Consider the following 26,688-nt stretch of genomic DNA (forward strand, 5'->3'; position numbering starts at 1 on the left):
CTCAGCGATACAGGTTGATGTGCTCGACCACGGGGCCGAGCGCCAGCGCGGGCAGGTAGGTGAGCGCGCCGACCAGCAGCACGGTCAGCACCAGCAGTACGACGAACATCGGTCCGTGCGTCGGCATAGCGGCGTCCTGCGCGGCGGCGGGATCGCGCACGGCACGGGTGCGGGCGGCCAGCGCGCCGGCCAGTGCCAGCACCGGCACGATGACGGCGAAGCGGCCGAGCGCCATCGCGATCGCCAGCGTCAGGTTGTAGAAGGGGGTATTGGCCGACAGCCCGGCGAAGGCGCTGCCGTTGTTGTTGGCGGCCGACGAGAAGGCGTACAGCACTTCGGAGAAGCCGGCCGCCGCCGGATTCAGCAGGCCGGCGCGACCGGCCTCGCTGCTCACCGCGAGGGCGGTGCCCGACAGCACCAGCAGCGGCGTGACCAGGATGGCGACGGCCACCCATTTCATTTCCGCCGGCTCGATCTTCTTGCCCAGGTAGGCCGGCGTGCGCCCGGTCATCAGGCCGGCGACGAATACCGCCAGCACGGCGAACAGCAGCATGCCGTACAGCCCCGAACCGACGCCGCCGAACACCACCTCGCCGAGCTGCATCAGCAGCATCGTGATGCCGCCGGCGAGCGGCGTCAGCGACGCGTGCATCGCGTTCACCGCACCGCAGGAGGCGGCCGTCGTGATCGCCGCGAACAGTGCGCTGGCGGCGACGCCGAAGCGCACCTCCTTGCCTTCCATATTGCCGCCGGCCTGCAGCGCACTGGCCGCCTGGTCGACGCCGAGCACGGCGAAATGCGGGTTGCCTGCCTGTTCCAGCGACATGATGCCGACCACCGCGGCAACGAACAGCACGGTCATCGCTGCCAGCAGTGCCCAGCCCTGACGGCGGTCGCCGACCAGGCGACCGAAGGCCATGCACAGCCCGGCCGGAATCGCGAAGATGGCCAGCATCTGCAGTACGTTGGTCCACGCCGTCGGGTTCTCGAAGGGGTGGGCCGAATTGGCGTTCATGAAGCCGCCGCCATTGGTGCCCAGCATCTTGATCGCCTCCTGCGAGGCGACCGGACCCATGGCCAGCGTCTGCGTGCCGACCGTACCCGCATCGGCATGCAGCGGTTCGAGCAGCGTGACGGCGAGGTCGGGCGACAGGTTCTGGATCACGCCCTGCGCTACGAACGCCAGCGCCAGTGCGAAGGACAGCGGCAGCAGCAGCCACAGCGTGATGCGCAGGACATCGACCCAGAAATTGCCGATGCCGCCCGCGCCGCTGCGCGCGAAGCCGCGCATCAACGCGAAGGCGACCGCGATGCCGGTGGCGGCGGACAGGAAGTTCTGCACCGTCAGGCCCAGCATCTGCGTCAGGTGGCTCATCGTCGACTCGCCGCCGTAGCCCTGCCAGTTGGTGTTGGTGACGAAGCTCACCGCGGTGTTGAGCGCCGAATCCCAGGTCGGCGCGGCGAACTGTTGTGGATTCAGCGGCAGCTCGGGCTGCAGCCGCTGCAGCACGTAGAGCGCGATCACGCCGATCAGGTTGAACAGCAGCAGCGCACCGGCGTAGCCGCGCCAGCCCTGCTCCTCACCACTCACACCGCAGGCGCGCAGCAGCGCCGCCTCGATGCCGGACAGCGGACGCGGTGCCCGTTCCGACACCAGGGCCAGCCAGCGGCCCAGCGGCAGCGCGATCAGCCAGACGGCCAGCACGAAGGCGCCCAGCAGCATCCACATCTGGGCGGTCATCACAGATCCTCCGCGCGCCACAGCGCCCACAGCAGATAGACGAACAGCGCCGCGGCCAGCGCGGCGCAGATTCCGTACAGCGTTCCCATCATGATTCCTCCGCAGACGATGTGCGAAGACTAGGCGGGCACGTGCAAAGACGGTCTATAAATCGCGGGCACCGCTGTATACGCGGCGTAAACGTGCCGGCCCTGCAGGCTTCGGCAGCGAACGATCAGGGCGTGAAGAAATAGCGCGTGAGGTGGAAGAACACCGGTGCGGCGAAGCTGACCGAATCCATGCGGTCCATCATGCCGCCGTGGCCCTGGATCATGCTGCCCCAGTCCTTCGCGCCCAGGCTGCGTTTGACCGCCGACAGCACCAGCCCGCCGAGGAAACCCATCACGACGATGGCGGCCGACATGCCGGCCGCCTGCAGCGGCGTGAAGGGCGTGATCCACCACATCGCGGCACCGATCGCGGTGGCCGACAGCGCGCCGCCGACGAAACCTTCCACCGTCTTCGACGGGCTCACCACTGGCGCGATCTTCGTCTTGCCGAACAGCTTGCCGAACACGTACTGCAGCACGTCGCTCAGCTGCACGACGAGCAGCAGGTAGAACAGCAGCAGCGCGTTCTGGCCGGCGTAGTCCGGAATGTCGAGCAGCAGCAGCGCCGGCACGTGGCTGATGCAGTAGATCGTCAGCATGACGCCCCACTGGATCTTGGCCGCGCGTTCGAGGAAGTGCTCGGTGTCCTGCGCCAGCACCGACAGCGAAGGCAGCAGCAGGAAGCCGTAGACCGGGATCAGTATCGAGAACAGCGCGTACCACTGGTCGGCGATCAGCGCGTACTGCAGCGGGATCGCGATGAAGAAGGACACCGACAGCGCGCGGTGGTCGCCCGGCCGGGTCGGCGTCAGCGTCATGAATTCGCGCAGCGCGAACCACGATATGAGCGCGAACATGACGATGGTGGCCATCTTGCCAAGCATGAAGGCGACCGCGAACACGGCCACCATGATCCACCAGGCCTTGATGCGCGCATTGAGGTTGTCGACCACGGCGCGGCCCGACTCGCCGCTGACCCGCCGCGACAGCACCCAGCCGATCAGCGACGACAGCAGCAGCACGGCACCGATGCCGCCCATCAGCCAGTAGAACTTGTCCTGTGCGCTCATTCCGTTTCCTTTTTGTTGTCGCGCCGCAGGCCGGCCGCGTCGGTTCAGGCCAGATCGATGACCGCGCGCCGGGCGCGCTCCAGAAACGCTGTCTTGTCTTCACCCTCAATACGCGCCAGCGGCGCGCCGAAGCGCACGGTGCAGATCAGCGGCACCGGGAAGAAAGTGCCCTTGGGCATGCAGCGGTGCAGGTTTTCCAGATACACCGGCACCAGTTCGACCTCGGGGAAGCGCTCGGCCAGATGGAACAGCCCCGCCTTGAACGGCCCCGGCAGCGGCTGCAGGTTGCGCGTGCCTTCCGGAAAGATGATCAGCGAATCGCCGGCAGCGAGCGCTTCGGTCAGCGGTGCCAGCGGGTCTTTCGTCGCCTCGCTGCGCTGGCGCTCGATGAACACCGCGTTCAGCCCGCGCACCGCGATGCAGCGGCGCACGGCGTCGGTGTTCCAGTAGTCGGCGGCCGCCACCGGCCGCGTGTGGCGGCGCAGTTCGCGCGGCAAGGCCGACCACAGCGCCAGCGTGTCGATGTGGCTGGAGTGGTTGGCGAAGTAGATGCGCTGCGCCGGCGACGGCGCGCTGCCCTGCCAGCGCGGCGCGGCACCGACCAGCGCGCGGGTGATTCCGATCAGCAGCGCGGAAATCAGCATGACGGAGCCCCGGCGGTGAGCTGGCGGGCGATGCCCTGCGTGCGCGTGATGCAGGTGAGCATCGAGCCGGCCGCAATAACGATGCAGGCCACCTGCAGCGCCCACTGGCTGCCGGCCCAGGCCAGTTCGCCGGCGCCGATCAGGCAGGCGACGGTCATCACGGCCATCCGGTGCTGCTTGGCCATCGGCCCGCGGAAGCTCTGTGCCTGACCGAGCGCACCGCCGAACACGCGCACGTAGGCGGTCAGCGCCGCCGCCAGTGCGCCGAACCAGCCCAGCGCCGGCCAGCCGACGGCGTAGCCGAGCGCGACGATGAGCAGCGAGTCGGCGACGCGGTCCGGGAATTCGTTGTACAGCGCACCCAGCGCCGACTTCTTGCCGCCCTCGACCGCCACCATGCCATCCAGCAGATTGCAGATCAGCCGCCCCTGTATCGCCAGTGCGCAGCCGACCAGCCCGGCGGGCGTCGGCCACCACAGCAGCAGCGCCGCACCGACCGCAGCGAACAGGATGCTGACGACGGAAATCTGGTTCGGCGTCACGTCGGTGCGCGCCAGCCAGGCCGCACTGCGCTGCGCCCAGCCGGCCGAGCGGGCGGCAATCGGACGGCGGTTCTCGTCCGTTTCGTCTTTCGGACGGCGATTCTCGTCCGCATCCTTGTTCGCCTGAGGCAGTTCGTCCGCATCGTTCATGTTCTTGGGCTCCGCACGGGTGGTGGGATACGGCGCTGGCATTCTGCCCGGAATGCACGCGGCCGTCATGGGTGGGCGTCACCGCGTGCCGATGTAAGCATCCGCCATCGCGCGCGGTCTGCTGTGGTATCGACCCCGGACGTGGCGCCGGCGGAACCCCGCCCGGCGCTCCGGCGTCCGAAAATCAGTGCCGCACAAGGACCACACCGTGGAGGACACACCATGAACCGCCGCCAACTGCTTGGCCTGCTCGCGCTGCACGGCCTGGGCCTCGCCGCCCTGCCGCTGCGCGCCGACACGCCGGCGCCGCTGAAACTGAGCGACGCCGAGTGGAAGAAGCGCCTGACACCGGCGCAGTACGCCGTGCTGCGCGAGGAAGATACCGAGCGCCCGGGCAGCAGCCCGCTCAACGCCGAGAAGCGCCGCGGCACCTACCACTGCGCCGGCTGCGACCTCGCGCTGTTCTCGTCGAACGCCAAGTACGAGAGCGGCACCGGCTGGCCCAGCTTCCACACCGCGCTGCAGGGGGCGCTGGGCACGAAGACCGACTACAAGCTCATCCTTCCGCGTACCGAGTACCACTGCGCGCGCTGCGGCGGTCACCAGGGCCACCTCTTCAACGACGGCCCGGCGCCGACCGGCAAGCGCTACTGCAACAACGGCGTGGCGCTGCGCTTCGCGCCGGCGGCGGCATGAGCACCCTGCGTACGCTGGCCGGATTCGTTGCGCTGCTTGCGCTGAGCGGCGGGGCGATGGCGCAGACGACCGCCCGCGCCACCTTCGCCGGTGGCTGCTTCTGGTGCGTCGAGGCGGATTTCGACAAGGTCGACGGCGTGCTCAAGACCACCTCCGGCTACACCGGCGGCAAGACGGCCAATCCGAGCTACGAGGAGGTGTCGTCCCACACCACCGGCCACGCGGAAGCGGTGCAGATCGAGTACGACCCGGCGAAGGTGAGTTACGAAGCCCTGCTCGACAAGTTCTGGCACAGCATCGACCCGACGGTGAAGGACCGTCAGTTCTGCGACATCGGCACGCCCTACCGCACCGCGATCTTCGCTCACGATGCGGCGCAGTTCGAAGCGGCGAAGCGCTCGCTCGCCGCGCTGGAGAAGAGCAAGCCGTTCAAGGCGCCCATCGTCACCGAAATCCGCATGGCCGACACCTTCTACCCGGCCGAGGACTACCACCAGGACTACTACCGCAAGAATCCGGCCCGCTACACCTACTACCGCTGGAGCTGCGGCCGGGACGCGCGCCTGCGCGAGCTGTGGGGTGTGAAGTAGGCGGCTGCTCCTGCAGGAGCAGCGGTCGACCTGCCGCCTGAGGCCGGGGCTCTGTGGGCGGGGGCTTGACCCCGACAACAGCCTGAGTCGAAGTCTGAGGACTGCAACGGCCGTGTCGCGGCCAAGGCCGCTCCCACACGGATCGCGCCGGCGCTGCGGCCGGAGCCGGGATCCTGTGGGAGGGGTCTTCTGACCCCGACAGCGGCCTGTGTCGAAGCCTGCGGACTGCAACGGCCGCGTCGCGGCCAAGGCCGCTCCCACAGGGACATGCCCGATCAGCCGCTGTGGCCAGGCTTTCGTGGGAGCGAGCTTGCTCGCGATGCGGCTGGCAGCGGCTGTCAGCCCGGTGCCTTGCTGTCGTCGAAGCAGGGGCCGAAGCCGCGGACTTCGACCGTGGCCCAGGCGGCGGCGGGGCAGGCGCGTGCGATGTCCAGCGCCTGCTGCCGGTCGTCGGTGGCGAGCATGAAGAAGCCGCCTATCATTTCCTTCGCTTCGGCAAACGGGCCGTCGACCACCTGGGCACGGCCGTCGCGAACCTGTACGCGCGTCGACTCGACGCGCAGCGATTCCGATCCCATCAGCAGGCCGCGCGCGGCGAGGCCTTCGCCGAAAGCCACCATCTGTGCATAGAGCTCGCGGCCTTCGGCTTCGGTACGGGTGGCGCGCTGGCCGACCGGTTCGATGATGAGCAGCATGTGCGGCATTCAGGTCTCCTTGGTGACGCTCTCAGGGCAGGGATTGGCGCTGGCGGCGAGCAGTTCCTCCGGGCTCACGTCGCGCACATGGGTGGCGATGGCCCAGACGTGGCCGTTCGGGTCGACCACCCGGCAGTAGCGGTCGCCCCAGAACATGTCTTCCGGGGCCATTTGCGCCGTCGCACCGGCGGCCACCGCCTGCGCAAACAGCCCATCGACATCGGGCACCTGCAGGTGCAGTACGACCGGTGTGCCGCCGTAGCTGTTCGGGTCGCGCATGAACCATTCGGGGTGGGCGTCGACGATCATGACGGCCGAGTCGCCGATGCGCACCTGCGCATGCAGGATTCTGCCCTCGCTGCCGGGCAGGCGCATCACTTCCGTCGCGCCGAAGGCGCGCACGTAGAAATCGATGGCGGCTGCCGCGTTGTCGCAGACGAGGTGCGGGGTGACGGTGTGCATGCCCGCAGGCACGGGCTGGGGTGAGGTCATGGCCGGATCTCCTTCGAGGGTGAAGTGAACCGGCACGCACCGGTCCTGCCCGGTCGACGAAGCAGTCGGTGCGAAATCGACAGCGCGCCCGATGAAAGTCCGCCTGCTTCAGCGTGCGCGCCGCAGATCCTCGCGCAACAGACCTTCGAACTCGTCGGCCGGCAGCGGCCGCGCGAACAGATAGCCCTGGAAGAACTGACAGCCATTGCCCGCCAGCGCATTGCGCTCGCCGTCCGTTTCCACGCCTTCGGCGATCACCTTGACGTCCAGCGCCGAGGCCAGCGCGACCACCGCGCGCACGATGGCCAGATTGCCCTCGCTGGCCGGCAGATTGCGCACGAAGGATCGGTCTATCTTCAGCTCGTTGATCGGCAGGCTCTGCAGATAGGCCAGCGACGAATAGCCGGTGCCGAAATCGTCGATCGAGAACCGGATACCGCGTGCGCGCAGCCGCTGCATCACGTCGATCGCGCCATCGACGTCGCCGAGCAGGATGGACTCCGTCAGTTCGAGCACCACCTTGCCCGGCGGTGCGCCGGTGCGCGAGATGGCCTCAAGCACCGAATCGGCGAACTCCGACTGGTAGAGCTGGGCGGCACTGATGTTGATCGCTACCGACAGATGGGCGGTTTCCGGTTTGCGCGCCCAGCGCGCGAGCTGTTCCAGCGCATCTTCCATCACCTGCTGGCCGAGCGCAGGCATCAGGCCGGCGCGTTCGGCCACCGGTATGAACTGCGCTGGCGGGATGAAGCCCTTGTCCGGGTGACGCCAGCGTGCGAGCGCTTCGGCCGACACGATGCCGCGACCGTTCTCGACCTGCGCCTGGTAGTGCACGCAGAACTGGCGCGTCGCCAGCCCGCTGCGTATTTCGTCTTCGAGGCGCAGTCGCGCGGTGACGGTTTCCTGCATGACCGGGTCGAAGAAGTGCAGGCGGTTCTTGCCGCGCTGCTTCGATTCGTACATCGACAGGTCGGCGCGCCGCAGCATTTCGTCGATCGAGTGCGTGCTGCCGCTGAACATCGCGATGCCGATGCTGGCACTGGTCTGGCGCGTCTGACCGTCGAGCACGTAGGGGCGATTGAGCGCCGCCAGCATGGCCTCGGCCACGCGCTCCGCCTGCTGCGCGGCGTCGATCGAGTGCTCCGGCAGGTCGGCCAGCAGCACGACGAATTCGTCGCCGCCAAAGCGGGCGACGGTGTCGGTCTCGCGCACGATGTCGCGCAGCCGGGCACCGGCCTTCTGCAGCAGCAGGTCGCCATTGTGATGACCGAGCAGGTCGTTCACGTTCTTGAAGTCGTCGAGGTCGATGAACATCAGCGCGCCGTGGCGCGAGTTGCGCGACGTCGACGCCATCGCCTGGCCGAGCCGGTCGGACAGCAGGCGCCGGTTCGGCAGGCCGGTCAGTGCGTCGTAGAAGGCGAGCCGGCGTATTTCGTCCTCGGCCGCCTTGCTGAAAGTGATGTCCATGAAGGCGGCGACGTAGTGCGTCACCATGCCGTCGGCGTTGCGCACTGCGCTGATCGACAGCCGCTCCGGATACACCTCGCCGTTGCGCCGCCGGTTCCAGATTTCGCCCTCCCACACGCCGTCGGCGTGCAGCTTGGACCACATGGCGCGGTAGAAGGCGGTGTCGTGGCGGCCGGACGCGAGCAGGCTGGTGCGCTGGCCGATCGCCTCTTCGGCGCTGAATCCGGTGATCGCGGTGAAGGCCTTGTTCACGCGCAGGATGACGCTGTAGGCGTCGGTGATCATCATGCCCTGCTGCGACTCGAAGGCGATGGCGGCGATGCGCTGTTCTTCCTCCAGCCGCACGCGTTCGGTGATGTCGCGCGTCAGCAGCACGACCGCGCGCCGGCCTTCGAAGGTGACGTCGAGCGCTCTGGCGCGCGCCTCGAACACGCGCGGACCGCCCCGCGTGTCCAGCGTGTATTCGAGTACCTGAGCGCTGTCCGACTGCAGCGTGCGGCGCACGTAGTCCTGGAACATGGCCGCCTTTTCCGGCGGCAGCACGTCGGTCATCAGCTTGCCGTTCAGCGACTCCGCGTCGGCGACGAGCAGCTTTTCGTCCGGCGCGCGTATCTTCAGGTAACGCCCGTCTTCGTCGAGCACCATCAGCACGTCGGGCACCGCTTCGGTGATCGCACGCATGCGCGCCTCGCTGTCGCGCAGCGCCTTGCCCGTGCGCTGGCGCTCGTCGAGGTCGAGCAGCAGCATGCCGAGCAGCGCGGTGGCCGGCGCCAGCGTGAGCAGATAGGGCAGGGCCAGCGTTTCGAACACGCGTTTGGCGGTGTCACCGGGCAGCCCGAGGAAGAACAGCAGCGCCACGACATGCACCACGACACCGAGGCCGAGGAAGGGCAGGAAGCCGGGCGCGACCTTGCCGCGGCTGACCAACATGCGCATCAGCAGGCCGAGCAGCACCGAAACGGTGATGACGCCGACGCCGACCAGCGCGCCACCGCCGCCCAGGTGCAGGCGGTAGGCGGCGGCCACGGCGCCGGCGATGGCGCCGACCGCCGGGCCGCCGAACAGCGCGGCCATGCTGAGCACGGCGGAACGACCGTCGAAGATGACGCCGGGGGTGAGGGTGATCGGCATCATCATGCCGACCACGCACATGACGCCGAAGATCAGGCCGGAGCCTATGGTCCGGGCGGCGTGGCGCTCACCCCAGAAGCGGGAATTGAAGCCCTGCAGCAGGCTGAGCGCCAGGATCAGTGCGGTGGCCTTGATGAGGTCTAGTGCCATTCTCTCTATTTGAAATGCGGGCTGCGAAGCTGTCCGGCAGGGCGCCGGACGTGTGGTGCATTTCAACCATTCTCGCGCAACCAGGCTTCGAAGTGTTCGGCCGGCAGCGGGCGCGAGAACAGGTAGCCCTGCGCATAGTCGCACTGTGCCGCGCGCAGCAGGTCGAGCTGGTGGATGGTTTCGACGCCCTCGGCGATCACCTGCATGCCCAGCTTGTGGGCCATCACGATCATCGCCTCGCACAGTGCAAGCTCGCTGGAGTCGCGCGACAGGCCGCGCACGAAGGACTGATCGATCTTCAGGTAGTCGATGTCGAACTTCTTCAGGTAGGACAGCGAGGAATAGCCGGTGCCGAAGTCGTCCAGAGCCACCTGGACGCCGGCGTCGCGCATCGCGTAAAGGCAGTCCAGCGCCGGTTCGTCGGCCTCGACCAGCATGCCCTCGGTGATTTCGACCGCCACCAGACTGCCCGGCGCATCGAGCTTGCGCAGCAGCTCGACCACACCGGGATAGTCGCCGTTGCGGTTGCGCAGCTGCAGCGGTGAATGGTTGATGCTGATCTGCACCGTGTCGCCGAGACGCTGCTGCAGGTGGCGCGCGAAACCGACCGCGGTGCGCGTGATCCAGTCGCCCATCGGCAGGATCAGGCCGGTCTCCTCGGCGATCGGTATGAATTCCGCCGGCGACACGTGGCCGCGCTGGGGATGCTGCCAGCGTATCAGTGCTTCGGCCTTGCGCACGCGGCCGGTCGCGATTTCGACGATGGGCTGATAGACGAGGTGGAACTGGCCGGTGGTCAGCGCTGTGTGCATGTCCGACACCAGGCGCAGACGGCGTTCCGAGCTAGCCTGCATGGACGGCGTGAAATAGCTCATCCGGTTGCGTCCGGCGCGCTTGGCGTCGTACATCGCCTGATCGGCCTGCTTCAGCAGATCTTCCTGGCTCTGCGCGCTATCCGGGTACAGCGTGATGCCGATCGAGGCCGACACATAGACCAGTTCGTTGAACAGCTGGAAGGGCTGGTGCAGTGCGCTCAGTATCTTGCCGGCGATCTGCTCGACGACGTCCGGGTGCTCCAGCCCGCCCAGCACCACCGCGAATTCGTCGCCGCCGAAGCGGGCGACCGCGTCGGTGTCGCGCATGCAGCCGGTGATGCGCTGCGCCGCCTGCTGCAGCAGGCTGTCGCCAGCCGGGTGGCCCAGCGTGTCGTTCACCTCCTTGAAGCGGTCGAGGTCGATGAACAGCACCGCCAGCTGGCGACCGCTGCGCTGGCTCAGACGCATTTCCTGGCGCAGGTGATGCAGCAGCAGGTGGCGGTTGGGCAGATTGGTCAGCGCGTCGTAATTGGCCTGCTTCCAGATCGTCTGTTCGTTGATCTTCTTGTCGCTGATGTCGCGCACGATGCCGAGCACGGCCGGTTCGTCGCGGTAGGTGAAACGCGAGGCGATCAGTTCGATCCACAGCGGCCGGTCGCCGTCGCGGTTCAGCAACTGCACTTCGTAGCGACGTTGCGGCTCCGGCCCCGCGCCGATGCGGCGCTCGTAGCGTTCGTTCCACAGTTCAAGGAAGTCGGGGTGCAGCACGTCGGCGAAAGTGAGGCCGGTGAATTCCTCGACCGTATAGCCCAGCATGCGCGGCAGGGCCGGATTGACGAATACGAAGCGGTGCTCCTGCGCCACGAACACGCCATCGGCCATCGCGTCGAGCAGCGCGCGCTGGGTGGCTTCGGCGCGCTCGAGCTCGGTCTGCACGCGGCGACGTTCGGTGATGTCGGTATGGGTGCCCACCATGCGCAGCGGCCGGCCGTCGGCGTCATTGCTGATCACCTTGCCGCGGTCCAGTATCCATTTGTACTCGCCGTTGCGGCAGAGCATGCGGTGCTCGTTGCGGTAGCCCGGCGTGCGGCCGTCGAGGTGAGCCTGCACGTCGGCCATCACTCGCGGCAGGTCGTCCGGGTGTACACGTTCCGACCATTCGGACAGCGCGTTGCCGATGTCGTCTTCCTCGTAGCCGAGCATGGTTTTCCAGCGCGGGCTGAAAAAGACGGTGCCGTCCTGGATGTTCCAGTCCCAAACGCCGTCGCCGGCACCTTCCAGCGCGAACTTCCAGCGCAGCTTGTTGGCTACCAGGTCGCGCTCTGTGCGCTTCTGCTGACTGAGGTCGCGCCAGGTGGTGATGAACACCTCGCGGCCGTCGATGGCGATGGTGGTCAGCAGTACCTCGATCACGACCTCGCTGCGATAGGGGCTGCAGATGGTCCACTCGAAACGGTGATTGCCGTTGCGGCGGGCGATGTCCATCATTTCGCGCGCCTTGTCGTCGGACGCACGGCCGTCAGGCTGGCGCGGCGGCGAAATGTCGGCTGGACGCAGCGCGATCACCTCCTCGCGCGCCGGGAAGTTCAGCATGCGCATCGCCGCCGGGTTCCAGTCGGTGAACACGCCCGATTCGACGTCGAGCAGCAGCATCGGGTCCGGTATGCGCTCGAACAGCAGGCGGAATCGCCGGTCGCCCTCCACCTGCTCGTGCGCAGGCCGTTCTGAATATGTGGAACTCGATGGATGCGGGGTTGAAGTCAAGGTTCTGCTGCTCGTCTGGATTGCCAACAAGGCCCGCCATGTTCACTTCGGCGGCGCTCGCATCAGATATCGGCGCGCCACTGGCGGACTGTACTTGTGCATTGCAAAAAATGTTTTCTTTCATGAGGATGGCGAGTTCCCGGCGCGCCTGACGGATACGGTGAGAGGGTGCCCGGCGCCGGTATCATGGCGCCTATCTCAGGGTCTGCCGGCGTGCGAACCGGACGTCGTCGGGCCCGCGTTCCACCACCCGCCCACGCCAAGGATTCCCACCCACCATGAGCGCCCGTCCCGAGATCGCCTTCGTCACCTGCGCCGACACGCCCAAGCCCGACAGCGACGCCGAACTGTTGATGGCCGCCTGCGGCGTGCCGGTCGATCTGGTCGCCTGGGACGCCGACGTCGACTGGTCGGCCTACCGCTGCGTGCTGCTGCGTTCGCCCTGGGACTACCACACGCGCCTGCCCGAATTCCTCACCTGGGCGCGGCGGGTCGATCGCTGCAGCCGGCTGCTCAATCCGCTGCCGGTAATCGAGTGGAACAGCCACAAGCGCTATCTGTTCGAGCTGGCGGCGCGTGGCGTGGACATCGTGCCGACGCGCTTCATCGAGCGGCACAGTGCGCAGGTTGCGCAGGCGCTGGCTGAATTCGGCGGCGGCGAGGTGGTGGTGAAGCCGGCGGTGTCGATAGGCGCCTTCGGTGCTTTCCGCGGTGCGGCCGACAGCGCCGCCTGCGCCGATCACCTGCGCGCGCTGGCTGCCGAGGGCGACGTGCTGCTGCAGCCCTTCGTGCCGGGCATCGCCGACGGCGAGGTGTCGCTCATCTTCTTCGGCGGCCGCTATTCGCACGCAGTGCGCAAGGTGCCGCAGGCCGGCGACTACCGCTGCCAGGACATCTGGGGCGGGGTGGCCAGCGCACACGCGCCGGCCGCCGACGAATTCGCGCTGGCCGAGGCCGCACTGGCAGCCGCACCCGGCGTCTGCGCCTACGCCCGCGTCGACATGCTGCGGCTCGACGGCCGGCCGGTGCTGATCGAGCTGGAACTGATCGAGCCCTCGCTCTTCTTCGACACCGCGCCGGGCAGCGAACGCGCGCTCGCCGAAATCGTGCGTGCGACGGCATGCTGAACTTGCGCGCGATGCGCCGCCCCCGTACGCTGCGCGGCCTTCCGCACCACCGCACTGCCCGATGAACACCTCCGCCTGCGGCATCGACTTCGGCACCTCGAATTCCACCGCCGCCATCCACGACGGTCCGCTGGCCCGCCTGCTGCCGCTCGAAGACGGCAAGCCCACGCTGCCGTCCGCGGTGTTCTTCAATCTCGACGAGGATTCGATGGCGGTCGGCCGCGCCGCGCTGGCCGAATACCTCGAAGGTTTCGAAGGCCGGCTGATGCGTTCGATGAAAAGCCTGCTCGGCAGCGGCCTGATGGACGCCGGTACCGACGTCGGCGGCCGTCACCTGGCTTTCCGTGACCTGATCGGTGGTTTCATCGGCGAAGTGAAGAAGCGTGCCGAGGCGGCGGCGCAGACGCGCTTCGAACAGGTGGTGGTCGGCCGCCCGGTGCGCTTCGTCGACGACGACGCCGAGGCGGACAAGCTGGCCGAAGACACGCTGGCCGACATCGTGCGCCGCGCCGGCTTCCGCGACGTGAGCTTCCAGTTCGAGCCGATCGCCGCCGCGCACGCCTTCGAGCAGACGGTCGAACGCGAATCGCTGGTGCTGGTGGTCGACATCGGCGGCGGCACCTCGGACTTCTCGCTGGTGCGGCTGTCACCGGAGCGCCGACGCCATGTCGATCGCAGCGCCGACCTGCTGGGCAATACCGGCGTGCACATCGGCGGCACCGATTTCGACAAGCGTCTGTCGCTTGCCTGCGTGATGCCCGAGCTGGGCATGGGCGGCCTGCTGGCCAGCGGCGCCGTGCTGCCCAACAGCACCTACTTCAACCTCGCCACCTGGCACACCATCCACCTTGCCTACCGCCGCGACGTGCTGCCGGGTCTGCAGGACATGGCGCGCGACGTGGTCGACGGCTGCCGCTTCGAGCGGCTGTTGCGCGTGCTGCGTGAGCGCAGTGGCCACCATCTGGCGATCCGCTCGGAAGCGGCGAAGATTGCGCTGTCGGACACGCCCCGGGTCGACCTCGACCTGGATGTGGCCGAAGTTGGCCTGCACGTACCGGTCAGTCGTGCCGCGTTCGAGGATGCCATCGCCGCCGAGATCGCCCGTGTCGGCGACGCCGCGCTCGCCTGCGTCGCCCAGGCCGGTCTCGCGCCGTCGGCGGTCGATACGCTGTTCTTCACCGGTGGTTCCAGCGGCGTGCCGGCACTGCGCCAGGCGCTGGCCGCGCGCTTTCCGGACGCGCAGCCGGTCGAGGGCGATCTGTACGGCAGCGTCGGCTGCGGTCTCGCCGTGGTGGCGCGACAGCGCTACGGCAGCGCCTGACCTTCGGGTCGGCATCGCGAGCACGCTCGCGCCCACGAAGCCTGGCCCGAGCCAAGACTCGCGAGTGCTTTGGTGGGAGCGGCCTTGGCCGCGAAACGGCCGCTGCTGTCCGCGGGCTTTGATCCAGGCGGCTGTCGGGGTCAGAAGACCCCTCCCACAGAAACCCGGCCCTGGCGCCAGCCGTGGATCGGGCGCATTCCTTGTGGGAGCGGCCTTGGCCGCGACACGGCCGCTGCTGTCCGCGGGCTTTGATCCAGGCGGCTGTCGGGGTCAGAAGACCCCTCCCACAGAAACCCGGCCCTGGCGCCAGCCGTGGATCGGGCGCATTCCTTGTGGGAGCGGCCTTGGCCGCGACACGGCCGCTGCTGTCCGCGGGCTTCGATCGAGGCGGCTGTCGGGGTCAGAAGACCCCTCCCACAGAAATCTGGCCCAGGCGCCAACCGTGGATCGGTCGCGTTCCGTGTGGGAGCGGCCTTGGCCGCGACGCGGCCGCTGCTGTCCGCGGGCTTTGATCCAGGCGGCTGTCGGGGTCAGAAGACACCTCCCACAGAAACCCGGCCCTGGCGCCAGCCGTGGATCGGGCGCATTCCGTGTGGGAGCGACCGCTGGTCGCGATGCGGCGGGCGCAGGCCCGCGGGCTTCGATTCAGGTCGCTAGCGCGCGCACGCTCGCTCCAGCGATTGCGGGGCTTCGGCAACCGCGGCGGCGTGCAGCATGTCTTCGACACGGACGAACTTCTCTGCCGGTTTTCCGCCTGCGCGTCCGCGCTCGGCTTCCGCGAGCGCTATCGCGCGCCATCCGTCGAAATCGACCACTTTTCTGCGGTCGGCCGCCAGTTGCGCCAGCAGGCCGGCGCGCCCGGCTTTCGGGGTGTCGAGTTGCGCGAGGTCGGCCCGCAGGCTGGTTACCGTGTCCACGCTGTCGGCACGGTTGGTGCCGATGACGCCGGTCGGGCCGCGCTTGATCCAGCCCGTTGCATACCAGCCGCGAAGCACCTCGCCGCCGGTGTCGATGACGCGACCGTCGCGATGCGGCAGCGCGCCGCGTTCCCGATCGAAGGGCAGGCCGGGCAGCGGCGTGCCGCGGTAGCCGACGCTGCGCAGTACCAGCCCGGCCGGCAGACTCAGCCGCTCGCCGGTCGGCGTCGCGGACTGCGTGCCGGGCTCGCCCGACAGCGCCTGCGCCTCCAGTTCGATCTGTTCGACGCGCGACTGGCCGCTCAGCGTCACCGGCGCGCGGTGGAAGTGCAGGTGCAGCGCGCGCCGCCCGTCGTCGGTTGGCGTCTGCGCGAAGCCGCGCAGGATGTCCAGGTTGCGCGGGGCGTGAACGAAGCCGGGCATGGTCAGTTCGGCCTGGCTGGCGTTGTTGAGCACGAGTGCCGCCGGATCGACGCGCGGCTGCCAGCCGGGCAGGGTGCCCAGTTCGCGCAGCTCCTTCGGCGTGAACTTCGCCTGCACCGGCCCGCGCCGGCCGACCAGGTGGATTTCACGGACGCGCGAGCGGGCCAGCGCGTCGAGGGCATGCGCTGCGATGTCGGTGCGTCGCAGCGCGTCGACCGGGCTGGCCAGGATGCGGCAGACGTCGATCGCCACATTGCCCTGGCCGACCACCACGGCGACCTCCTGTTGCAGGTCGAATTCGAGGTCGGCGCATTCCGGACGGCCGTTGTACCAGCCGACGAAATCGCCGGCCGCGTGTACGCCGGGCAGGTGTTCGCCGGCTATGCCCAGACGGCGGTCACCGGCCGCGCCGGTGGCGACAATGACCGCGTGGTAGAACGCGCCCAGTTGCCGCACCGACACATCGCGCCCGACCTCGACATTGCCGAAGAAGCGCAGTCGCGGGTCTTCGGCGATCTGCGTGAACACCGTGGTGACCGACTTCAGTTTCGCGTGGTCCGGCGCGACGCCGAAGCGCACCAGACCGAAGGGCACCGGCAGGCGTTCGATCAGGTCGATCTCCACCTGCAGGCCGCTGTCCAGCAGGGCCTCGGCGGCGTAGAAGCCGCCGGGCCCGCTGCCGACGATGGCCACGCGCAGTGGCTGGCCTTCAGTTCCGGGCATCGCCATTGCGCGTCACAGCCCGAGCTGCTGCCGTCGCGCCTCGGCACCGTCGAGCGGCGCAAGGCGGGCGCGGATGACCGGATAGCGCTGCGCCGCCTCGGCGTTGATGCGTATCCAGTGCTGCTGGTCCTCCGCCAGGTCGAACTCCTCGACGATGGCGTGCACCGGGCAGGCCGGAATGCAGGCGCTGCAGTCTATGCACACCGCCGGGTCGATATAGACGCGCACTTCGTTCACATGGAAGCATGCCACCGGGCAGCTCGCCACGCAGTCGGTATAGCGGCAGCCGCGGCAGTTGTCAGTCACGACATGGGTCATGGTTCAGACCCTCTGCACGTCGACGCGGTTGTCGGAATAGGTGCCCGCCTGGCCGAGATTGCAGTGCCGGGTCGAGGTGGTCGAGTTGACCGCGGTGCCGCTGCGGTTCAGCCCCGGCCAGTGGCCGACATTGGTCATCATCAGGCCGGGTGACACGTCCTCGCTGACCTCGGCGCGCGCCTCGAAGGCGCCGCGGTCGTTGAACACGCGCACATAGCTGCCCTGTTCGATGCTGCGCGGGCCGGCGTCTATCGGGTGGATGACGATGATCTGTTCGCCCTGGCGGCGCTGCTGGGTCGGTTCGTTCGCGTACTGCGTGTTCAGGAAGGCGTGCGGCTTGGGCGACACCAGATTGATCGGGAAGGCGCTGGCGCCGTCCGGCATCATGGTTTCGACCGACGGGATGTAGTTGGGCACCGGGTCGACCGGCGTGCCCGGCTGCATCGCTTCATACCCCGAACGCCACACCGGCACCACGAAGTTGCCGCCGGCGGCGAGGCTGGAGGCGAATTCGCACTTGCCGGAAGGCGTCTTGAAGTCGCCGGTGGCGTGCGGCGTGCGCTCGTCCGGCAGGCCGACGTCGAGCCGCATCCAGCCCTTTTCCTTCAGCGTCTCCAGCGTGATGCCCTTCATGACCGGCGCGTCCCAGTCGTAGCAGCGGCGCAGCATTTCCCAGTCGTCGAGATCCCAGTGCTCGTCGGTGAAGCCCATGGTCTTCGCCAGCCGGCGGAACAGTTCGACATTGGGCACGCACTCGCCCGGCGGCGCGATCGCCGGCTGGTTCAGGTGCATGTAGAGGTGGCCCCAGGTCACCATGATGTCCAGCTGCTCGGCCTGCATGGTCGCCGGCAGCAGGATGTCGGCGTACTTGGCGGTATCGGTGATGAACAGTTCGCTGCACACCATGAACAGGTCTTCGCGCTGCAGGCCCTCGACGATGGTGCCGGCGCCCGGCGCCTGCGACACCGGGTTGGAGTTGTAGACGAACAGCGACTTGATCGGCGGATCGAGCGGCATCGCACCGGTCAGCGCGGCGCCGAGGTCCAGTTCGTTGATCACGCGGGTGCCCGGCGGAATCCAGTCCGGCCGGCACATGAAGTCGAACTTGAACGGAAATTCCCAGATCGGCATTTCTATGGTGCCGCCGCCCGGATAGCGCCAGGCGCCGGTCAGCGCCGGCAGGCAGGTGATCGCGCGCACCGCGTCGCCGCCGCCCGGGCTGCGCTCGACCGCCACGCCCTGGCGTATCGCCGAGCGCTGCGTGCCGGCGTACTCGCGCGCCAGCGTCAGGATGTCCACCACCGGAATGCCGGTGATGTCGGATACCCGCTCGGGCGGAAATTCCGCCGCGCGCGCCTTCAGCTGGTCGAAACCCAGCGTGTATTTCTCGACGTAGTCGTGGTCGTACAGGTCCTCGCTGATGATCACGTTCATCATGCCCAGTGCCAGCGCGGCGTCGGTGCCCGGCTTGATGCGGATGTGCCAGTCGGCCTGCTTGGCGGTGCGGGTGCGCACCGGGTCGATCACCACGATCTTGGCGCCGGCCGCCTTGGCCTTCAGCACGAAGGGCCAGCCGTGCAGATTGGTGTTGAGCATGTTCATGCCCCACACGATGATGTACTTCGACACCGCCAGACTTTCGACGTCCATGCCGCCGGTCGGCCCCACCGTCATGATCCAGGCGGTCGATGAACCGGATTCGCAGTAGGTCTTCTCGGCCACGGTCGAACCCAGCCGGTTGAAGAAGGCGTCGCCTGCGGTCAGCCCGTTCAGCGTGCCCTGATGGCCCAGGTAGGCGTGCGGCATGATGGCCTGCGTACCGTACTGCGCGATGATGTCGGTCCACTTCGACTTGATCGTCGCCAGCGCCTCGTCCCAGCTGATGCGCTCGAACATGCCCGAGCCCTTGGGGCCGACCCGCTTCATCGGGTACAGCAGGCGGTCCGGGTTGTAGTGGTGCTCGGCGAAGTTCTTCAGCTTCACGCACAGCCCGCCGCGCGTCATCGGGTGGTCCGGGTCGCCGGTCACCTCGACCAGCTTGCCGTCCTCGACGTGGTACAGGAAAGCACAGGTATCGGGGCAATCCTGCGGACAGGCGCCGCGCACGACAAGGGTTTCGCTCGAATGGGTGGACATGGCTTTCTCCCGGTAGAAAAAGTGACAAGGGGTGGATGGGCGGGCCCTCTGCGGAGCCCGGTCCCGATGTCTGCCCGGTGAAAGTTAGTCAGTGGCGGTGGCAGGAGACAGGGCCAGTCGGAGAAAAAACGATGGTGCCAGCGGGTGGCGTCCCCTTCCTTCAGTCGGTGGCTGTGGCCGATCGCGAGAACGGATTGAAGGCCTCGACGCCGAGCGCCTTGAAATCGGCCACATTGCGCGACGCGACAGTCAGGCCGTGGGTCAGCGCAGTGGCTGCGATCATCGCGTCCTCGTACAGCGTGTCGGACTTGCGGTGCATCAGTGCTGCCCAGCGTCTGAATGCCGTCGCATCCATCGGCAGTACGTTGTAGGCGCTGGCGACCTGATCCAGCCACGCTTCGATCTCGGCCGCCTTGACCGCGTCCTGCTCGCGCGTCAATTCTATTCCTGCCTGGATTTCTCCGACCGTCACCGCCGACAGGAAAAGACTTGCGTCGTCGATGGACTGCAGCCAGGCCACGACGCCACCGTGTGGCCGCGGCCGGCGCAGTTCGGACACGACGTTGGTATCGAGCAGGTACATCGTCACTTGAGCGCTTCCACCGGCCGCCGCCGGGCGCGCCCGCGCGGCGGTGCCAGCGACTCGGCGCGGGCATCGTCGGACAGCAGCAGTGCCTTCAGCGACGGGCGTGCTGCCGACTGCAGCCTGCGCCATTCCTGTACCGGTACCAGTACCGCTGCTTCGATGCCGCGGCGGGTCACCATCTGCGGTCCCTCGGACAGGCAGGCATCGAGAAATTCGCTGAAGCGTGCTTTTGCATCCTGAACAGGCCATGCGTCCATGATCACCTCCAACAGACTAGATTTCTGACTAGTTTTTCAGCGCCCGCGCGCGCTGTCAAACCGTCGGTCGGCATCCGGCTTCAACTGCCCGGCTCGCGACGGAAACATGCGCTCAGGAGAGCGCCTGCGCCAGCCCGTCGATGCCGCGCTCGATCTGCGCCTCTGCCAGGTGCCCGTAGCCCAGCATCAGGCAGCGTTCGTGCCCCGGCAGCCCTTCGTGGAACCAGACCGGGCTGTCGGACAGCGGATAGACGCCGGTGCCGAAGCCGCGTGCGGCGGCCTGAACCTCGACCGCCGGCGGACAGGATTCGGGCAGGCGCAGCAGAACGTGCTGGCCGGCGTCGGCGCCCTGGATGCGCACTTCGGGCAGACGCGTACGCAGCGCGCCGACCAGCGCGTTGCGCCGCCCTTCGTGGGCGGTGCGCAGCCGGCGCAGATGGGTGTCGTAACTGCCGTCGCGAATGAACTGTGCCAGCGTGGCCTGTTCCAGCCAGGGCAGGCCGTTGTCCATCAGCGACTTGATCGTCACCGCGGTGCGCACCAGGTCGCGCGGCAGCAGCATGTAGCCGATGCGCAGGCCTGGACCGAGCGTGCGGGTGAATGAATTGACGTAGATGACGCAGCCGTTGCGGTCGAGCGACTGCAGCGTCGGCAGCGGTGCGCCTTCGTAGCGGTAGTCGGCGTCGTAGTCGATTTCCAGGATGTAGGCGCCGTTGCGCGCGGCCCATTCGAGCAGCGCGAGGCGCCGGTGCAGCGGCATGGTGCCGCCGGTCGGGAACTGGTGCGACGGCGTGACATAGACCAGCTTCACCCGCCGCTGCGGCAGCTGCCGCACATCCACGCCATGCGCATCGACCGCCACCGGAATCACCTGGGCGCCGTAGCTTTCGAACAGGAAGGCTGCACCGCGGTATGTCGGCGCTTCCATCACGACCGGCGTGCGGGTGCCGACGAACAGGTGAGCCACCAGATCTATGCCCTGCTGGAAACCGGCCACCAGCAGCAGCTGTTCGGTCGAGGCCACCATGCCGCGCGTGGTGGCGAGGTGGTTCACGATGAGCTGGCGCAGTTCGGGCAGACCGGCCGGGTGGCTGTACTCGCTCATCCGCTCGGCGGCGCCACCCAGGCATTCGACGATGAGCTTGCGCCAGATGCGTTCCGGAAAGCTGCGCGGGTCGGCGCGGCCGAACACGAAGTCCGTTGCGAGGCCGGGCTGGGCCGGACGATGCAGGCCGGTCAGGCCGCGGCCGCCATAGGGCAGCGGCAGATTCAGCGCGCGGTGTTCGGCGCCGCTGCGCAGATCGTCGATGCTGTCCGGCGAGCGGATCAGGGTGTCCGGCAGCGTCTTCGCGACGAAGGTGCCGACCGCACGCTCGGTGTACAGATAGCCCTGCGCGATCAGTTCCTCGTAGGCGGCGGTGACCGTGTTGCGCGATACGCCGATCTGTCGCCCGAGGTCGCGCGTCGCCGGCACCGGTGCGCCGGGCGGCAGCAGGTGGTGCTCGATCAGCGCGCGCATCTGCGCGACGATCTGCGCCTGCAGCGTGCTGTCCAGGGTCGGGTCTACGAGGATGGGAAGGTGCACGGCGTGAGCTCGCATGGCGACGTTCCGGCGACCGTTGGGTCGCCCGCTTTCCGCGAGATTAACAGCAGACCGCGCGCCAACCGGCAACGCTCGATCGCGAGGTCTATATCCAAAGAGGCAGGCATACGCTTCACCACCGCACGAAAGATGCGCGAGGCCCGGCACGCGACCGGCGCACGACAAAGAGGGAGACAGACATGAATGCAGAAAGTGGAAGCGGCTGGGCGCTGGTGACTGGCGCGTCAAGCGGACTGGGTGTCGAGTTCGCGCGCCTGCTCGCCGCGCGCGGACGCAATCTGGTGCTGGTGGCGCGCAGCGTCGAAGCGCTGGAGACGCTGGCAGCCGAACTGACTGCCGCTCACCGGGTTGCCGTCCGGGTGGCCGCGCTGGATCTGTCGCAGCCGGGGGCGGCGATCGAACTGAAGCGACGGACCGACGGACTGGGGCTGCGCGTCGACACCCTGATCAACAATGCCGGATTCGGCGTGCACGGCGAATTCGTCGAGGCGGATTCGCGGCGCCTGCAGCAGATGCTGGACGTGAACGTGTCGGCGCTCACCCAGCTCGCCCGCCTCTACGGCGAGGACATGCGCCGCCGCGGTGACGGTCGCATGCTGCTGGTGGCCAGCCTGCTCGGCTTCATGGCATCGCCGGTCTATGCCGCCTACGCGGGGACCAAGGCATACGTACTCAGCCTGGGCGAAGCGCTGCACGACGAACTGGCGCCGCACGGCGTCACCGTCACCGTGCTGGCGCCCGGCCTCACCGACACCGCCTTCACCCGCACCGCCGGGCACGAGGCGTCGGCCACGCTGAAGCTGATGCTGATGCAGCCGCGACCAGTGGCCGAAGCCGGTCTGCGCGCGCTCGATGACGGACGCGCCTGCGTGGTGCCCGGAATCCTGAACAAGCTGTCGGCGTGGTCCACCCGCATCACGCCGCGCGCCATGCACCGCCGCATCATGCAGGCGCTGCTGGCCTGAAGGCCGGCGGTTTCAGGCCGCCGCGCGGAAGGTGAGGTTGATGCGGCAGGCGCCGGTCAGCGGATGCTCGGCGTGCGCCAGCGGCAGCACACCGTGAAAGCGCAGCCGCGACGGGCCGCCCCACACGACCACGTCGCCATGCACCAGACGCAGCTTCTGCGTCGGGTCGTTCCGCCGCAGGCCGCCGAACAGGAAGACGGCCGGAATGCCGAGCGATACCGACACGATGGGCGCGCCGTAATCGCGTTCGTTGCGGTCCTGGTGCAGCGTGAGCCTGGCGCCCGGCGCATAGCGGTTGATCAGGCAGGCGTCGGGCGCGAATCCGGCGAAGCCGGCGCGCGCCGCTGCGTCGTGTGCGAGCGCGCTGAAGCAGGCCGGCATCGCCGGCCATCGTCGTTCGCTGTCGGGGTCACGCGAGGTGTAGCGGTAGCCCTGTTCGTCCGAGTGCCAGCCCAGCGTGCCGCAGCTGGTGGTGGCCACCGACATCGTGTGACCGCCGGGCGTGATCAGGTGACGGAAGGGCGCGCTGGCGGCGATGTCGTCGACCGCGGCCAGCAGCGTCGGCGCGACGTCGCGCGCAAAGCCACGCAGCAGCGCGGCACCGGGCGCCAGCGCGTAGATGCCGGCTTCGCGTTCCTGCTCGTCGAACAGGTCCATCAGTCGCTGCGCTCGCGGTCGAGCAGTGCGCGCTTGCGCGCCACACCCCAGCGATAGCCCGACAGACTGCCGTCGGTGCGCACGACGCGGTGGCAGGGCACCGCCACCGCCAGCGTATTGGCGGCGCAGGCGCTGGCGACTGCACGCACCGCGGCCGGCGCGCCGATGCGCTGCGCCAGTTCGGCGTAGCTCAGCGTCTGTCCCGGCGGTATCGCGCGCAGCGCCGCCCACACGCGCTGCTGGAAGGCGGTGCCGCGGAGATCCAGCGGCAGCGCCAGACCGATGCGCGGTGCCTCGACGAAGCCGACCACCTGCGCCACCACACGCGCGAAGTCGGCATCGTCGCCGCTGAGGCGTGCCTGCGGGAAGCGGTCCTGCAGCTCACGCGCCAGCGCGTCGGCGTCGTCGCCCAGCGCGATTGCGCAGACACCCTGCGGGCTGGCCGCCACCAGCAGGGCTCCGAGCGCGCATTGCGCGATGGCGAAACGGATGTCGGTGTCGGCGCCGCCGGCCCGATAGCGACGCGGCGTCATGCCCAGTGGTCGTGCCGATTTCTCGTAGACGCGGCTGGTCGAGCCGTAGCCCGCGTCGACGATGGCCTCGGTCACGCTTGCGCCGTCGGCCAGCCGCTCGCGCAGTCGTTCCGCGCGTCGCGCTGCCGCCCAGGCGCGCGGTGTCAGCCCGGTGTGCGCCCTGAACACGCGCAGCAGGTGGAAGCGGCTGCAACCGGCCGACGCGGCCAGTGCGTCGAGCGAAGGAAGCGTGTCGGCGTCGTCGATCTGCCGGCACAGCGCGGCCACCATGGCAGCCTGCCGTTCGGCCAATGGCGGCAGGTCGGGCCGGCAGCGTTTGCAGGGTCGGAAGCCGGCCGCCTCGGCGTCGGTGCGGCTGGCGTGGAAGCTCACGTTCTCCGGCCGCGGCGTGCGCGCGCCGCAGGACGGGCGGCAGTACACGCCGGTGCTGGCGACCGAGTAGAAGAATCGGCCGTCGGCGCCCGCATCGCGCGCCCGCACCGCCGCCCAGCGAGGGTCTGCGAGCGTGACGGCGGCGCGTGCTTCACGGCGGCTGGCGGTGTTCGTCATCGTGCTTCCGCTTCTTTCGGGTGGTCGATACCGGGACATTAATTGCTGTGCATCGACACCGCACTCCGCCGATTGCTTTCGAATCCGCGCAGGACGGCGTTGGTCGATTTCTTGTGTGAGCGGCTTTGGCCGCGACGCGGCCGCCGCCGTCCGCCAGCTTCGATCCAGGTCGCTGTCGGGGTCAGAAGACCCCTCCCACAGAACCCCGGCCGAGGCTCAGGTCGTCGATCGGGGGCACCACCCCTGTGGGAGCGGTCTTCTGACCGCGACGCGGCTTCGGCAGGCCGCTGGCTGTGGCCGAGGCCACCCGAACGGGTCCTTCCGCCGGCAAGTCACGGTCGACATTGCCCGCCTGCAATCGCGATACTGCATCGCCATGGACCTCCCCGACACAACCGACCACCACCACGAGGCGGCGCGCTTTCTGGCCGCGCTGGACGACGACTGGGCGACGCTGGTCGCCACCGTCGGCCCCTGCCTGCACGCGCCGAAGCCGGCACGCGAGCCGTGGCAGGCGCTGCTCCGTGCGGTGGCCTACCAGCAGCTCAGCGTGCGCGCTGGCGACACGATGATCGCGCGCTTTCTCGCGCTGTACGGCGCCCCGGATTTTCCGACGCCGGAGCAGGTCTGCGCCACCTCGCCGGAAGCGCTGCGCGGCTGCGGTTTTTCCGGCCGCAAGGCGGACACGATACGCGGCATCGCCGAAGCTGCCCGCAACGGCGTCGTGCCGACACTGGCGCAGGCGCGCGACATGGACGACGAGGCGCTGATCACCCGGCTGACCGCGCTGCACGGCATCGGCCGGTGGACGGTGGAGATGATGCTCATCTATACGCTGGGCCGGACCGATCTGCTGCCGGCCGACGACCTCGGCGTGCGCGAAGGCTACCGTCGGCTGCGGCGTCTCGACCGCCCGCCGACGCCGCGGCAGATGACCGCGCTGGCATTACCGTGGTCGCCGCACCGCACCGCCGCCAGCTGGTATCTGTGGCGGGTGCCGCGCTGACCGCGCCCTACCAGTACTTCTCGAACAGCATGCTGCCCGGACTGTTGCGCCGGCACGGCGTGAAGCCGCGCTCGGTCAGCAGTGCACGCATTTCCGTGGTGAATTCCGGGTTGCCGCACACCATGACGCGGCTGTCGGCCGGCTCCAGCGTGTGCCCGACGTGGGCCCGCAATGTGCCGTCCGCGATCAGCTGCGGGATGCGTTCGGTCAAGGCGCTGACGCCGGGTTCGCGCGTGACGATGGGAACATAGGTCAGCCTGCCATGTGACACCGCGGCCGGTGCCTCGATTTCGTCGCGGTAGGCCAGTTCATCCGCGTGGCGCGCGCTGTGCACCAGCACCATGCGCGCGTAGCGGTCGAGCGCGCCGGGCGTGCGCAGCAGCGAAACGTAGGGGCCGAGGCCGGTGCCGGTGGCCAGCATCCACAGCGTGTCGCCGGGTGCGAGCTGGTTGTCGAGGAAGAAGCCGAATACCGCCTGCTCCAGCAGCACGGTGTCGCCTTCGCGCAGTGCGGCCAGCTGTGCGGTGAAGGCACCGCCCGGAATCAGCACCAGCAGGAATTCCAGCTCGCTGTCGGTGGTCGCCGATACGATGGAGTAAGGACGCCAGACCGCGGCCTCCGGCGTGTCGACCGGCAGCCCGAGGCGGGCATAGTGGCCCGGCTGGAAAAGATAGTTGGCCGGCCGCTCGATGCGGATGGACCACAGCACGGGCGTCCAGCGCCGGATCGCGCTGATGCGCTGGGCGCTCGAGCGCGGCACGCGTGGCGCGGGTTTGGCCAGTGCCAGGGCTGCTGCGTCGGTTTCGGCCATGTCCCTCTCCTTCGTTGCCGTACAGGGCAGACATCCGTCGTGACAGCATGGGCGGGCGGTGGTTCGCGCAATCCTTGTCGCAGCGCAAGGCGCGGCGGCGGCCGGCCCTCCAGACTGTCGAAAGCCTGTCCGCAGTCGACACCTGTTTCTCGCCGCCCGTCGCGTCTCGCCGGCGCGGCGCTGCCCGGGGCACGGTCGCCGGATGCGAACAGCCTTCAGCGCCGGTTGCCAGCGGCGCCGACGCACCGGCAAGGAGAATCGTCTTGAGCGCCCGTCACCGCCAGTTGCCCCTCGTCTACGCCTGCTCCGGCTGTTCCAGCGCTGCGCAGATGGCCAATCACATCGCCGTGAAGCTGGACCGCAGTGAGCGGGCTGAAATGTCCTGCATCGCCGGCGTCGGCGGCAACGTCGATCACCTGGTGCGCATTGCCCGCTCCGGTCGTCCCATCCTGGCACTCGACGGTTGCCCGCTGGAATGCGTGCGCAGCAGCCTGGCGCAGCGCGACGTCGTGCCGACCCGCCACCTGCTGCTGCACGAGCACGGCGTGCGCAAGCGCCAGCACGGCGAATTCGACACCGACGAGGCGGAGCGGCTGTTCGAACTGGCCGCCGGCATCGCCGCCGAACTGACGCCGGACGACCCGGCCGGCTGAACGCGCGCAAGACTGATCCGGATCAACGCAACGTCGTCGGCGCCTGCTTGACTGAAAGTTCGGACAA

Annotated in this window: 25 protein-coding genes; 7 read left to right on the top strand and 18 right to left on the bottom strand. The window is 68.5% G+C overall.

Going from position 1 to position 26,688, the window contains the following annotated elements; genetic code table 11:
- Position 1: 1 nt before the first annotated feature.
- From kdpA to METRZ18153_RS0103150, 5 genes are all read right to left on the bottom strand, one after another.
- The gene (kdpA, locus tag METRZ18153_RS0103130) at positions 2 to 1,741 is read right to left on the bottom strand and encodes a potassium-transporting ATPase subunit KdpA (RefSeq protein WP_020163372.1); all 1,740 of its coding nucleotides are present in this window, start codon (positions 1,739 to 1,741) and stop codon (positions 2 to 4) included.
- The gene (locus METRZ18153_RS20460; protein WP_081629055.1) at positions 1,741 to 1,833 is read right to left on the bottom strand and encodes a potassium-transporting ATPase subunit F; all 93 of its coding nucleotides are present in this window, start codon (positions 1,831 to 1,833) and stop codon (positions 1,741 to 1,743) included. Before METRZ18153_RS20460 ends, kdpA begins: the two co-directional genes overlap by 1 nt.
- A gap of 122 nt (positions 1,834 to 1,955) precedes the next feature.
- Positions 1,956 to 2,900, bottom strand: coding sequence for a phosphatidate cytidylyltransferase (locus tag METRZ18153_RS0103140; RefSeq protein WP_020163374.1), 945 nt, complete (start codon positions 2,898 to 2,900; stop codon positions 1,956 to 1,958).
- A 44-nt stretch (positions 2,901 to 2,944) separates the two neighbouring features.
- Entirely contained in the window at positions 2,945 to 3,544 is a 600-nt protein-coding gene (locus METRZ18153_RS0103145) for a lysophospholipid acyltransferase family protein (RefSeq protein WP_020163375.1), read from the bottom strand.
- A complete protein-coding gene (locus METRZ18153_RS0103150; protein ID WP_020163376.1) occupies positions 3,538 to 4,236 on the bottom strand; it encodes a CDP-alcohol phosphatidyltransferase family protein in 699 nt (232 codons plus the stop codon). The genes METRZ18153_RS0103145 and METRZ18153_RS0103150 overlap by 7 nt, the downstream gene beginning before the upstream one ends.
- A 222-nt stretch (positions 4,237 to 4,458) precedes the next feature.
- On the opposite strand from METRZ18153_RS0103150, the gene msrB reads away from it, so the two are divergent.
- Together msrB and msrA are read left to right on the top strand one after the other, a co-directional pair.
- Entirely contained in the window at positions 4,459 to 4,932 is a 474-nt protein-coding gene (gene msrB, locus METRZ18153_RS0103155; RefSeq protein WP_020163377.1) for a peptide-methionine (R)-S-oxide reductase MsrB, read from the top strand.
- On the top strand, positions 4,929 to 5,522 hold the full coding sequence (gene msrA, locus METRZ18153_RS0103160; protein WP_020163378.1) for a peptide-methionine (S)-S-oxide reductase MsrA: 594 nt from the start codon (positions 4,929 to 4,931) through the stop codon (positions 5,520 to 5,522). Before msrB ends, msrA begins: the two co-directional genes overlap by 4 nt.
- A gap of 338 nt (positions 5,523 to 5,860) precedes the next feature.
- Here the strand turns inward: msrA and METRZ18153_RS0103165 are convergent, their stop codons facing one another.
- The 4 genes from METRZ18153_RS0103165 to METRZ18153_RS0103180 all read right to left on the bottom strand — a co-directional run bounded on the left by METRZ18153_RS0103165 (position 5,861) and on the right by METRZ18153_RS0103180 (position 11,976).
- Positions 5,861 to 6,226, bottom strand: coding sequence for a YciI family protein (locus METRZ18153_RS0103165; protein WP_020163379.1), 366 nt, complete (start codon positions 6,224 to 6,226; stop codon positions 5,861 to 5,863).
- Positions 6,227 to 6,709 (bottom strand): VOC family protein, encoded by a 483-nt coding sequence (locus tag METRZ18153_RS0103170; RefSeq protein ID WP_020163380.1) that lies wholly within the window; start codon positions 6,707 to 6,709, stop codon positions 6,227 to 6,229.
- Positions 6,710 to 6,817: 108 nt separating this feature from the next.
- Positions 6,818 to 9,457: a bifunctional diguanylate cyclase/phosphodiesterase gene (locus METRZ18153_RS0103175; RefSeq protein ID WP_020163381.1), complete on the bottom strand. Its 2,640-nt coding sequence runs from the start codon at positions 9,455 to 9,457 to the stop codon at positions 6,818 to 6,820.
- A 62-nt stretch (positions 9,458 to 9,519) separates the two neighbouring features.
- Positions 9,520 to 11,976, bottom strand: coding sequence for a sensor domain-containing protein (locus METRZ18153_RS0103180; protein WP_020163382.1), 2,457 nt, complete (start codon positions 11,974 to 11,976; stop codon positions 9,520 to 9,522).
- A 338-nt stretch (positions 11,977 to 12,314) separates the two neighbouring features.
- Between METRZ18153_RS0103180 and METRZ18153_RS0103185 the strand changes: the two genes are divergently transcribed.
- Together METRZ18153_RS0103185 and METRZ18153_RS0103190 are read left to right on the top strand one after the other, a co-directional pair.
- Entirely contained in the window at positions 12,315 to 13,163 is an 849-nt protein-coding gene (locus tag METRZ18153_RS0103185) for an ATP-grasp domain-containing protein (RefSeq protein ID WP_020163383.1), read from the top strand.
- A 61-nt stretch (positions 13,164 to 13,224) separates the two neighbouring features.
- Positions 13,225 to 14,484, top strand: coding sequence for an Hsp70 family protein (locus METRZ18153_RS0103190; protein WP_020163384.1), 1,260 nt, complete (start codon positions 13,225 to 13,227; stop codon positions 14,482 to 14,484).
- Positions 14,485 to 15,137: 653 nt separating this feature from the next.
- On the opposite strand, the gene METRZ18153_RS0103195 is transcribed toward METRZ18153_RS0103190, so the two are convergent.
- The 6 genes from METRZ18153_RS0103195 to pdxR form a co-directional block, all read right to left on the bottom strand.
- Positions 15,138 to 16,547: an FAD-dependent oxidoreductase gene (locus tag METRZ18153_RS0103195; RefSeq protein WP_232415952.1), complete on the bottom strand. Its 1,410-nt coding sequence runs from the start codon at positions 16,545 to 16,547 to the stop codon at positions 15,138 to 15,140.
- A 12-nt stretch (positions 16,548 to 16,559) separates the two neighbouring features.
- The gene (locus METRZ18153_RS0103200; protein ID WP_029143512.1) at positions 16,560 to 16,865 is read right to left on the bottom strand and encodes a ferredoxin family protein; all 306 of its coding nucleotides are present in this window, start codon (positions 16,863 to 16,865) and stop codon (positions 16,560 to 16,562) included.
- A 3-nt stretch (positions 16,866 to 16,868) separates the two neighbouring features.
- On the bottom strand, positions 16,869 to 19,001 hold the full coding sequence (locus METRZ18153_RS0103205; RefSeq protein WP_020163387.1) for a molybdopterin-containing oxidoreductase family protein: 2,133 nt from the start codon (positions 18,999 to 19,001) through the stop codon (positions 16,869 to 16,871).
- A 160-nt stretch (positions 19,002 to 19,161) separates the two neighbouring features.
- On the bottom strand, positions 19,162 to 19,584 hold the full coding sequence (locus METRZ18153_RS0103210) for a type II toxin-antitoxin system VapC family toxin (protein WP_019915318.1): 423 nt from the start codon (positions 19,582 to 19,584) through the stop codon (positions 19,162 to 19,164).
- A gap of 2 nt (positions 19,585 to 19,586) precedes the next feature.
- Entirely contained in the window at positions 19,587 to 19,844 is a 258-nt protein-coding gene (locus tag METRZ18153_RS0103215; RefSeq protein WP_024300641.1) for a type II toxin-antitoxin system Phd/YefM family antitoxin, read from the bottom strand.
- Between the two features lie 112 nt (positions 19,845 to 19,956).
- On the bottom strand, positions 19,957 to 21,444 hold the full coding sequence (pdxR, locus tag METRZ18153_RS0103220; protein ID WP_020163390.1) for a MocR-like pyridoxine biosynthesis transcription factor PdxR: 1,488 nt from the start codon (positions 21,442 to 21,444) through the stop codon (positions 19,957 to 19,959).
- Positions 21,445 to 21,626: 182 nt separating this feature from the next.
- Here pdxR and METRZ18153_RS0103225 point away from each other — a divergent pair, with 182 nt between their 5' ends.
- Complete coding sequence (locus tag METRZ18153_RS0103225; RefSeq protein WP_020163391.1) at positions 21,627 to 22,412, top strand: SDR family NAD(P)-dependent oxidoreductase; 786 nt, start codon at positions 21,627 to 21,629, stop codon at positions 22,410 to 22,412.
- Between the two features lie 12 nt (positions 22,413 to 22,424).
- Here the strand turns inward: METRZ18153_RS0103225 and alkB are convergent, their stop codons facing one another.
- Positions 22,425 to 23,069 (bottom strand): DNA oxidative demethylase AlkB, encoded by a 645-nt coding sequence (gene alkB / locus METRZ18153_RS0103230; protein ID WP_020163392.1) that lies wholly within the window; start codon positions 23,067 to 23,069, stop codon positions 22,425 to 22,427.
- Positions 23,069 to 24,151, bottom strand: a complete 1,083-nt coding sequence (gene ada / locus METRZ18153_RS0103235; RefSeq protein ID WP_020163393.1) for a bifunctional DNA-binding transcriptional regulator/O6-methylguanine-DNA methyltransferase Ada — start codon at positions 24,149 to 24,151, stop codon at positions 23,069 to 23,071. The genes alkB and ada overlap by 1 nt, the downstream gene beginning before the upstream one ends.
- 376 nt (positions 24,152 to 24,527) lie before the next feature.
- Here ada and METRZ18153_RS0103240 point away from each other — a divergent pair, with 376 nt between their 5' ends.
- Entirely contained in the window at positions 24,528 to 25,157 is a 630-nt protein-coding gene (locus METRZ18153_RS0103240) for a DNA-3-methyladenine glycosylase family protein (protein WP_020163394.1), read from the top strand.
- A gap of 7 nt (positions 25,158 to 25,164) precedes the next feature.
- Here METRZ18153_RS0103240 and METRZ18153_RS0103245 read toward each other — a convergent pair whose 3' ends face one another.
- The gene (locus METRZ18153_RS0103245; RefSeq protein WP_020163395.1) at positions 25,165 to 25,968 is read right to left on the bottom strand and encodes a ferredoxin--NADP reductase; all 804 of its coding nucleotides are present in this window, start codon (positions 25,966 to 25,968) and stop codon (positions 25,165 to 25,167) included.
- Between the two features lie 263 nt (positions 25,969 to 26,231).
- Here METRZ18153_RS0103245 and METRZ18153_RS0103250 point away from each other — a divergent pair, with 263 nt between their 5' ends.
- Complete coding sequence (locus METRZ18153_RS0103250; protein WP_020163396.1) at positions 26,232 to 26,621, top strand: putative zinc-binding protein; 390 nt, start codon at positions 26,232 to 26,234, stop codon at positions 26,619 to 26,621.
- The last annotated feature ends 67 nt before the right edge of the window (positions 26,622 to 26,688 follow it).

Source organism: Methyloversatilis discipulorum, from assembly GCF_000385375.1.
Classification (GTDB): domain Bacteria; phylum Pseudomonadota; class Gammaproteobacteria; order Burkholderiales; family Rhodocyclaceae; genus Methyloversatilis; species Methyloversatilis discipulorum_A.